Source organism: Vibrio sp. OPT46, from assembly GCF_015163535.1.
GTDB lineage: Bacteria > Pseudomonadota > Gammaproteobacteria > Enterobacterales > Vibrionaceae > Vibrio > Vibrio alginolyticus.
In genome coordinates, this window is record NZ_JADDYG010000164.1 from 42,081 (window position 1) to 50,704 (window position 8,624).

The 8,624-nt window shown below is 46.2% G+C and carries 7 protein-coding genes and 1 pseudogene; 1 reads left to right on the forward strand and 7 read right to left on the reverse strand.

Annotation, left to right across the window (positions count from 1 at the left end):
* Positions 1-3: 3 nt before the first annotated feature.
* The 5 genes from parE to nudF all read right to left on the reverse strand — a co-directional run bounded on the left by parE (position 4) and on the right by nudF (position 4,727).
* Positions 4-1,884 (reverse strand): DNA topoisomerase IV subunit B, encoded by a 1,881-nt coding sequence (parE, locus tag IQR33_RS07170; RefSeq protein ID WP_005387417.1) that lies wholly within the window; start codon positions 1,882-1,884, stop codon positions 4-6.
* Positions 1,885-2,133: 249 nt separating this feature from the next.
* Positions 2,134-2,718 carry an esterase YqiA gene (gene yqiA / locus IQR33_RS07175; protein ID WP_161440773.1) on the reverse strand — a complete coding sequence of 195 codons (585 nt, stop codon included), beginning with the start codon at positions 2,716-2,718 and terminating at the stop codon, positions 2,134-2,136.
* Between the two features lie 47 nt (positions 2,719-2,765).
* A complete protein-coding gene (gene cpdA / locus IQR33_RS07180; RefSeq protein WP_005387419.1) occupies positions 2,766-3,572 on the reverse strand; it encodes a 3',5'-cyclic-AMP phosphodiesterase in 807 nt (268 codons plus the stop codon).
* Between the two features lie 61 nt (positions 3,573-3,633).
* A complete protein-coding gene (locus IQR33_RS07185) occupies positions 3,634-4,077 on the reverse strand; it encodes a DUF1249 family protein (RefSeq protein ID WP_017633603.1) in 444 nt (147 codons plus the stop codon).
* Positions 4,077-4,727, reverse strand: a complete 651-nt coding sequence (nudF, locus tag IQR33_RS07190; RefSeq protein WP_017633602.1) for an ADP-ribose diphosphatase — start codon at positions 4,725-4,727, stop codon at positions 4,077-4,079. The genes IQR33_RS07185 and nudF overlap by 1 nt, the downstream gene beginning before the upstream one ends.
* 229 nt (positions 4,728-4,956) lie before the next feature.
* Between nudF and tolC the strand changes: the two genes are divergently transcribed.
* Entirely contained in the window at positions 4,957-6,285 is a 1,329-nt protein-coding gene (tolC, locus tag IQR33_RS07195) for an outer membrane channel protein TolC (RefSeq protein WP_005379884.1), read from the forward strand.
* A gap of 178 nt (positions 6,286-6,463) precedes the next feature.
* Here tolC and hldE read toward each other — a convergent pair whose 3' ends face one another.
* Both hldE and IQR33_RS32430 read right to left on the reverse strand, forming a co-directional pair.
* The gene (gene hldE, locus IQR33_RS07200; protein WP_017633601.1) at positions 6,464-7,894 is read right to left on the reverse strand and encodes a bifunctional D-glycero-beta-D-manno-heptose-7-phosphate kinase/D-glycero-beta-D-manno-heptose 1-phosphate adenylyltransferase HldE; all 1,431 of its coding nucleotides are present in this window, start codon (positions 7,892-7,894) and stop codon (positions 6,464-6,466) included.
* A 67-nt stretch (positions 7,895-7,961) separates the two neighbouring features.
* Positions 7,962-8,624: pseudogene (locus tag IQR33_RS32430) on the reverse strand (bifunctional glutamine synthetase adenylyltransferase/deadenyltransferase); the annotation flags it as partial.

The following is an 8,624-nucleotide window of genomic DNA, read 5'->3' on the forward strand; positions in this document are numbered from 1 at the left end:
CCGTTACACCTCTGCCAAGTCGCCGTTGTTTTGTAGCCAAGAACGACGGTCATCTGCACGCTTTTTACCTAGCAGCATGTCCATCATTTCCATGGTCGCCGTAGAGTCGTCAATGGTTAACTGCACTAAGCGACGCGTGTTCGGATCCATGGTGGTTTCACGCAACTGAAGTGGGTTCATCTCACCCAGACCTTTGAATCGTTGCACGTTGATTTTGGCTTTCTTCTTCGACAAGCGCTCTAAAATGCCATCTTTTTCATCATCATCGAGGGCGTAGAACACTTCTTTCCCGCAGTCGATTCGATACAGAGGCGGCATCGCCACATAGATATGACCCGCTTCCACTAGTGCGCGGAAGTGACGAGTAAATAGAGCACAAAGCAGCGTTGCGATGTGAAGACCATCCGAGTCCGCATCGGCAAGGATACAGATCTTACCGTAACGAAGACTCTCGAGGTTGTCGCTATCTGGGTCAATACCCAAAGCAACGGAGATATCGTGTACTTCTTGAGACGCAAGAACTTGATCGGCAGAGACTTCCCAAGTGTTCAAGATCTTACCACGCAGTGGCATCACGGCTTGGAATTCACGGTCACGTGCCTGTTTTGCCGAGCCACCCGCAGAGTCACCCTCCACAAAGAAGATTTCCGTGCGACTTAAGTCCTGTGCAGAACAGTCGGTCAACTTACCTGGCAGTGCCGGGCCAGAAGCCACTTTCTTACGTACGACTTTTTTCGCCGCTCGCATACGACGATGCGCGTTAGCGATACAGACTTCTGCCAATTGCTCTGCGAGCTGAGGCTTTTCGTTCAACCAAAGACTGAACGCATCTTTTACAACGCCAGAGACAAATGCCGCGGTTTGACGAGAAGAGAGACGTTCCTTGGTCTGGCCTGCAAATTGTGGATCTTGAATTTTAACCGACAGCACGTAAGAACAGCGGTCGAAAACGTCATCACCCGTTAGCTTCACACCACGAGGTAATAGATTACGGAACTCACAGAATTCGCGCATCGCTTCCAACAAGCCTTGGCGTAAACCATTAACGTGTGTACCACCTTGAGCGGTTGGGATCAGGTTAACGTAGCTTTCGGTGATCATCTCACCGCCTTCTGGCTGCCAAATTACCGCCCAGTTTGCCGCTTCAGTATCCGCCAAGAACTCACCAGTAAATGGTTCTTCAGGAATAACTGGATAGCCTTTTACACCTTCCGCAAGATAGTCTTTCAAACCATCTTCGTAGTACCACTTATAGTCTTTGCCATTAACTTTGTCGGTTAATGTGATTTCTAAACCCGGACACAAAACCGCTTTTGCGCGCAGGTTGTTGACTAAGCGCGTCACAGAGAAGTTAGCCGAATCGAAGTACTTCGCATCAGGCCAGAAATGTACGCTGGTACCGCGATTACGACGACCACATGTGCCAGTTACGGTCAGATCAGACACTTTCTCGCCGTGTTCAAATGCAATTTCATACACTTGACCATCACGACGAACTGTTACTTCAACGCGTTTTGACAACGCGTTTACTACAGATATACCTACCCCGTGCAAACCACCAGAGAATTGGTAGTTTTTGTTAGAGAACTTACCACCCGCATGTAGCTTACATAGAATTAGCTCTACGCCTGATACTTTCTCTTCTGGGTGGATATCAACAGGCATGCCTCGACCATCATCGATCACTTCGAGTGATTGGTCAGCATGTAGGATGACTTGTACTTTTGAGGCATGTCCGGCTAGCGCTTCATCGACACTGTTGTCGATAACTTCTTGGCCCAAATGGTTTGGGCGCGCTGTATCCGTATACATCCCTGGTCGGCGACGTACTGGCTCTAAGCCATTCAGTACTTCAATGGCACCAGCATTATATTGTTCAGTCATAATACGGAATTATTCTCAAAGTTTACTTGTTGCCTGAGTATCACCAATGGGCGTACCCATACTCAGGAAACGAAAAAGCCACCCTGTTCACATCACTAAGAGTTTGTAAACATGATGCATAACAAAGTAGCCAGGGTCCTCGACCCTTAAGATCTTTTGGCAAAACATAGTCGGAAAGCATACCGCCCATGTCAAGAAACGGTTGGATATATCAATAAAAACTATGAGCCTTTTCCAATCGCTTTCGAATTACAGTTCTAGAAACTCGATAATCTGTGCAGGATAACGCTCAAAGCCTACAAAACTGTGATCACCGCCTTGTTCTACTGTTTGCTTAGCGTCTGCAAACTTATCTACCGCTTGTCGATAGTCTAAAACCTCATCTTCTGTTTGTTGCAATAACCAAAAAGAATGTGGCGACGCGATGCTTTGTACATCAAGAGCTTTTAACTCGTCAATATGACAAGCTTCAAGTGTATAGGTTTCATGCGTATATGGGTTAGTTTGCTTACCCAAATAATCTACTAGCAACTCATAAGGCTTGACTGCGGGGTTGACCACTACCGCTTTAAACCCAAACTTGTCATTTAGCCACGTTGACATAAAACCGCCTAATGAGCTGCCCACTAGACCAATTTTATAGTCGTCTTTATATTGCTCGAGAATATCCAACAACATTTTCGCCGCTTGCTGAGGATAACAAGGTAACTGGGGAACAATCACCTTAATATCAGGCCTATGTTGCTCGCAGTAGGCTCTCATCACATTCGCTTTCATGGAGAGTGGAGAGCTATTAAAGCCATGGATATAGAGAAGAAGTGAAGGTTTACTCATAGATATCTCGCACAAAAAAGCGAGCCCGAACAGAGAGCTCGGGCGCGTTAGTAGCCGTTAGAAGAGAAGTCTGGTTGGAACTGGCCATCGGGAAGCCGACCTACTTGGGTCGTAATATCGCCACAAGCGTGTAGTTGCAGCTCCCGCCAACCAGGCGAAGTGGTATCAAGGGCAAAATCATCCGAGTTAGGCTTAAACTGAACACAAGTTGAGGGTGTTGCCATCACTCGAATGCCCTTGTGAAGCACATTCATATCTTGATGAACATGACCACAGAGAATGCCTTTCACGTTATCAAAACGCTCGACAACCTGCCAAAACGCTTCGGCATCTTTTAAAGTATGTTGATCAAGCCACGCGCTTCCCACCAGTAACGGGTGATGATGCAACAAAACAAGTGTGTGTCTTTCTGGGTGTTCGGCTAGCTTTTCTTCGAGTAGCGTTAATTGCTGATCGCTCAAGCGCCCATGAGGAACGCCAACCACTTGCGAGTCTAAAAGAATTAACTGCCAATGCTCGCCAAGCAACACATGCTCTGCGGCTTTGATTTGTGGCGAAGGCAAAACACTGCCCATATTAGGCTTGTAATCATGATTACCAGGTAGCCAAAAACAGTCTTTCTCTAGCGGTTCAATGCCGTTGGCAAAGCGCTGATAAGATTCTGCACTATGGTCTTGGGAAATATCCCCCGTCGCCAAGATGTAATCAAACGCCACGTTGCGGCGTAAAACATCAGCAACAACAGCATTGAAGCTATCGACTGTTTTTACGCTTAGCAAACTTCCCTCATCGGCAGCAAACAGATGAGTATCCGTAATTTGTAAAAGTTTGATGCTGTCACTAGATGATTGCAAAATGAAAACCTGATTCGTCCACTATATCGTTATTTGTTATTTTCCTTTAGTGACGTGACGATCAATTGAAGGCAAGTGGTGTTCTACTGATACCACTTCGTAAACAAAACGTCAGCCATTCACCGAGGAATGTGTTTAATTGATGCTTTTCATCTTTCTGCATCAGTTGGTCATTGGGATAATCATACTTAGCTTTTATGCGAGAGAACTCTCCGCTTGAGCATACTTCGGCTACTCTCGCATCATGATAAAGCCTGACAGACATCGTCGGTAAAGGAAACACTGGCGTTTCATCACTCTGACATATCTCAACAACTGTGGTGTATTTTGTGATTTCATTCACGGTCAATTGGTAAACCATGTTCGCCGCTTGGTAGCAACGTACATCCCCAACTTCGGCAGAAGCAGGCAATAAGGCGTTCAACTTAGCGTAGTTGGTCTCATACGTTCTCATAAGACCAGCTAAATCAACATGATATTGTTGTTTTTCAGCCAATTGTGCCATTACTCACTCTCCACCGTTTGGGATAGTCCCCATTCTGACTTTAACTCTTGATGGTGTAATTGCAGCCATTGCAACGCAATAATCGACGCACCATTTTCAAATTTTCCGTCCTTCACCCATTGATACGCCGTTTCACGACTCATGACATGAACGCGGATATCTTCATTCTCATAGTCTAAACCATGAATGCCGTGCGCTTTAGACGCATCCACTTCACCAACAAAGACGTCTAGCTTTTCCGAGCAACCACCAGCCGAAGGATAATAAGAAGTAACAGGTACAACGCGCCCCACCTGAATCCCCGCTTCTTCGACAGCCTCTCGACGAATTACGGCTTCAGCAGATTCATCGCGGTCAATCATACCGGCGACAATTTCTAGCTGCCAAGGGTGTTCATGTTCCAACGCGCCAATACGAATCTGTTCAATGATTACGACCTGGTCCGTCTTTGGATCATAAGGAAGCATCGCTGCTGCGTGACCACGCTCGAACATTTCTCGTTCGACAACTCCACTCCAACCACCAGCAAATAGCCTATGCTGAAAGCGGTATTTCACCATTTTGAAAAAACCTTCAAATAAGGTTTCTTTCGAGATGACTTTTACATCTCGCGAAGTAAAATCTTGTTGTTGTTTGTCACGCTGTTGCATTCAACACCTCTCTGAGTGAATCCTGTAGTTTACTCATTGTTATTCGCTTGCTCAAAGGACTTGGCTCAACTTTTTGTATAATAGTTACAAATTAATTTAAGTCTTCGCTAAAAATTTATTGCACAAGTGGATAATTACGTGTAAAAAAGTGCAAACTTTAGAGTAAATATCGTGCAAATTGAGTTAAACTACTGAGAATTAACCAATCTATGGACCGCGGGAATAGAAAATGAAAAAATTGCTTCCACTATTTATCAGTGCAGCGCTAGGTAGCATGAGTACGTCTGCGTTCGCAGACTCTTTGGCTGAAATCTACGACTTGGCAAAACAAAATGATCCACAATTGCTCAGTGTAGCAGCACAACGTGACCAAGCTTTCGAAGCAATCACCTCAAGCCGTAGTGCTCTATTACCACAGATCAACCTTACTGCGGGTTACAATTTAACTCGTGGTGATACTGAATACGATTCAAATCTAATTAGCGACGTATCAAACGATGGCAACGCGCTAACCGCTGGCGTTAGCTTTTCACAAGCACTTTACAACCGCGCATCTTGGATCTCTCTAGATACTGCTGAGAAAAGTGCTCGCCAAGCAGACGCAACTTACGCAGCGACGCAACAGGCACTGATTCTTCGCGTGTCACAAGCGTATTTTGAAGTTCTACGCGCACAAGATAATCTTGTTTTCGTACGTGCAGAAAAAGCCGCGGTTGGCCGTCAACTTGAGCAAACTAAACAGCGTTTTGAAGTAGGTTTGTCTGCAATCACTGACGTGCATGACGCACAAGCTCAGTACGACCAAGTGCTAGCGGACGAAGTGTTGGCAGAAAACGCGCTAACTAATAGCTACGAGTCACTGCGTGAAATTACAGGCCAAGAGCACAAAGATCTCAACATTTTGGACACTGGCCGCTTCACTGCTAGCCCATCGACCGTACCAGCTGAATCCCTCATTGATGAAGCAAAAACCAAAAACCTGACCTTGCTATCTTCACGTATTCTTCAAGACATTGCGCGTGACAATATTTCACTAGCAAGCTCTGGCCACCTACCAACGCTCTCTCTAGACGGTGGTTACAACTACGGTGATACTTCTCATAGCTCTCGTGACAACACGACAGACAACTTCAATATTGGTGTGAACCTTGCTGTACCGCTATACACAGGTGGTAACGTAACCTCTCAAACCAAACAAGCTGAATACGCGTACGTGGCAGCAAGCGAAGATCTTGAAGCACAGTACCGTAGCGTAGTCAAAGATGTTCGCGCACAAAACAACAACATTAACGCCTCTATCGGCGCATTACGTGCGTATGAGCAAGCGGTTATTTCTGCACGCTCTGCACTAGAAGCAACAGAAGCTGGCTTTGATGTAGGTACTCGTACTATCGTTGATGTACTGGACGCGACTCGTCGTCTATACGATGCGAACAAAAACCTATCGAACGCTCGTTACGACTACATTTTAAGTGTTCTTCAGCTACGCCAAGCAGTTGGTACGCTAAGCGAACAAGACATCTTGGACGTTGATGCAGGTTTGAAAGCGGCAAAATAACCGCGAACTGAATACTTCAGGTCTTAATAAATAAAAAACGCCAGTTGAGTTATCAGCTGGCGTTTTTTATTACTTGTAGTTCAGAGCTTAAAAGTGCCTCTGAACTACAAGTATCAAAAAGGCCGCACTTAGCGACCTTTATGAGCAAATAGCATTTCAATGCTAACAAACAGCAGCCTTAGCCCTTACCGCCTTTGATTGCATTAATGATTTCACTGGTCGAGCAGCCATCTTCAAAGTTCAATACACGAACTTCACCACCCGCCGCAATGACTTCTTTACCACCAGCAATCTCTTCTGGTTTGTAGTCACCGCCTTTTACTAGCAAGCTTGGTAGAACTTCTGAGATCAAACGCTGCGGCGTATCTTCACTAAATGGTACAACCCAATCCACAGCGCCCAAACCTGCCAACACCGCCATGCGGCGATCGGTTGGGTTTACCGGACGACCAGGGCCTTTAAGGCGTTTTACTGACTCATCGGTATTTACCGCAACGATTAGGCGATCGCCCAGTTCAGCAGCATGGTTTAAGTAAGACACATGGCCAGCGTGTAGAATATCAAAGCAGCCATTTGTCATAACGACTTTCTCGCCACGAGCACGTGCTTTTTTCACCGCTTCGATCAGTGCTTTTTCTGAAATAACACCGTAATCCGTGTCTTGGCTGCCATGTACCGCTTCTGCTAATTCAATCTCAGAAAGCGTTGACGTGCCTAGTTTTCCAACCACAACACCTGCCGCTGCGTTTGCTAGTGCACACGCTTCTTCAAATGATTTGCCTGCGGCAACAGACGCTGCCAATACAGAGATAACCGTGTCGCCAGCACCTGTCACGTCGTACACTTCTTTCGCTTGAGTTGGAAGGTGGAAGGGTTCCTGGCCACGACGAATCAAGGTCATTCCATTTTCGCTGCGTGTCACTAAAAGCGCTTCAAATTCAAACTCTTCAACCAAAGCCAGTGCTTTCTCTACTAGCTCTTGGTCAGATTTCACTTTACCTACAACGTCTTCGAACTCTTTCATGTTTGGCGTAAGAAGTGTTGCGCCACGGTAGCGTTCAAAATCAGCACCTTTCGGGTCAATGAAAACCGGAATATTTGCTGCGCGCGCTTTTTGAATGTATGCCTGAACATGCTCTAACGAACCTTTTGCGTAGTCAGACATAATCACGGCTTTAACGTTTGGCAGTGCGGCATCCATACGTGATAGCACAGGTGCAGAATCTGTGTTTTCAAACTTGTCTTCGAAGTCGAGACGAATAAGCTGTTGTCCACGGCTCATTACGCGAAGCTTCGTAATCGTTGGGTAATCAGGCAGTGCAACGAAATCGCACTTCACATTGAGTGAGCTCAGCGTCTCCGTCAGCACTTTTGCAGGCTCATCTTCCCCAGTTAGACCAACAATGTGAGCATGGCCACCTAGTGATGCGATGTTCATCGCAACGTTCGCAGCACCACCAGGACGCTCTTCATTGTTTTCTACTTTTACAACAGGAACCGGCGCTTCAGGAGAAATGCGCCCGGTTGGGCCATACCAGTAACGATCTAGCATGACATCACCGATGATGAGCACACCAGCGCTGTTGTAATCAGGTAGAATTGGTTTCATTGTTGGTCTCCAAAAATTAAATCGAAGTGAGTTTATCACAGCCCTTATCGAGGCTAAATATATGGTCTTAACTGAACCACTGATTCCAAGCCTGTTTTACCCACTCCCTTTCGGCAACAAACTTATCTTCCACCACATCAGCGTCTAAATTGAGTAGATTTCGGCGGTGTATTTCGTTGCGCATTGTCGTGTAAGCACGTATCAACTGCATTGCTTGGTCTTCGTCCATAACATCTTGCGCAATGAGCGTTTCAAAGATGCGCACATTATCACACCAACGCGTCAATTTCGGCTTATCGTGACTATAGTTGAGCACTAGGTACTGAGCGAGAAATTCGATATCGGTAATCCCACCTACATCTTGCTTGAGCATAAAGCGGCCTGGCTTTTTCCCCCCAAGATGACCGCGCATTTTTTCTCTCATTTCGACAACGTCTTTTTTCAGTTCAGCTTGATCGCGTGCTTTGCACAACACATCATGCCGCGTATTGTGAAATGCAATTGCCAGTGGTTCATCACCATAAATCATGCGCGCGCGGACAAGTGCTTGATGTTCCCATGTCCACGCGTCTTGATGTTGATAGTCGTCGAACGCATCCGTTGGGCTAACCAACAAACCCGATGCACCGGACGGACGCAATCGGGTATCGACCTCGTATAAAATACCGGAAGCGGTGCGAGTGGAGAAAATATGAATGATACGCTGTGCTAAACGAAGGTAGAACTGACG

Excerpts from the sequence above, each read along its gene's own strand:
- yqiA (WP_161440773.1), bottom strand. The coding sequence starts at position 2,718 with ATGAGTAAACCTTCACTTCTTCTCTATATCCATGGCTTTAATAGCTCT.
- parE (WP_005387417.1), bottom strand. The coding sequence starts at position 1,884 with ATGACTGAACAATATAATGCTGGTGCCATTGAAGTACTGAATGGCTTA.
- nudF (WP_017633602.1), bottom strand. The coding sequence starts at position 4,727 with ATGCAACAGCGTGACAAACAACAACAAGATTTTACTTCGCGAGATGTA.
- hldE (WP_017633601.1), bottom strand. The coding sequence starts at position 7,894 with ATGAAACCAATTCTACCTGATTACAACAGCGCTGGTGTGCTCATCATC.
- IQR33_RS07185 (WP_017633603.1), bottom strand. The coding sequence starts at position 4,077 with ATGGCACAATTGGCTGAAAAACAACAATATCATGTTGATTTAGCTGGT.
- tolC (WP_005379884.1), top strand. The coding sequence starts at position 4,957 with ATGAAAAAATTGCTTCCACTATTTATCAGTGCAGCGCTAGGTAGCATG.